Here is a 359-nt window from a genome sequence, read left to right as displayed (position 1 = left end):
CATGCGGTACCGATGGATGAGCCGATTGGTTTTCATAAGGTGTTAAAGAGGTTTTTTGAGAATGATTTATGAGTAGCAACCAAAAAGCGACTTAGTAAAGTCGCTTTTTTAGGAGATGCTGCCAAGTTCAAGAGTTAATCCACTAGGGGTTTTATCAACTCAAATCTAGGCACTTCTGTGCCATCACGCATCACAGTTTCAGTAAACATCGCTAATGGTCGTACCCACACGCCGTACTCACCGTACAGACAGCGGTAAACGACTAAGGCTTCTTCGGTCTCAGAATGCTGCGCGGTATGCAGCACTTGATACAGGTTGCCTTTGTAATGGCGGTTAAAGCCTTGGGGGGGTTTTTTGTT

General features: G+C 45.1%; 1 protein-coding gene. It reads right to left on the bottom strand.

The window, feature by feature from the left end:
• Window positions 1-134: 134 nt before the first annotated feature.
• Window positions 135-359 (bottom strand): DUF1653 domain-containing protein (locus tag BTV99_RS12900; RefSeq protein WP_256713800.1); only part of this gene is annotated, 225 nt, incomplete at its 5' end.

Source organism: Psychrobacter sp. Rd 27.2 (genome assembly GCF_001921755.1).
In the GTDB taxonomy this organism is placed as follows: Bacteria; Pseudomonadota; Gammaproteobacteria; order Pseudomonadales; family Moraxellaceae; genus Psychrobacter; species Psychrobacter celer.
Note: the sequence above shows the minus strand (reverse complement) of the source record. Positions and strands in the feature narration are given on the sequence as shown.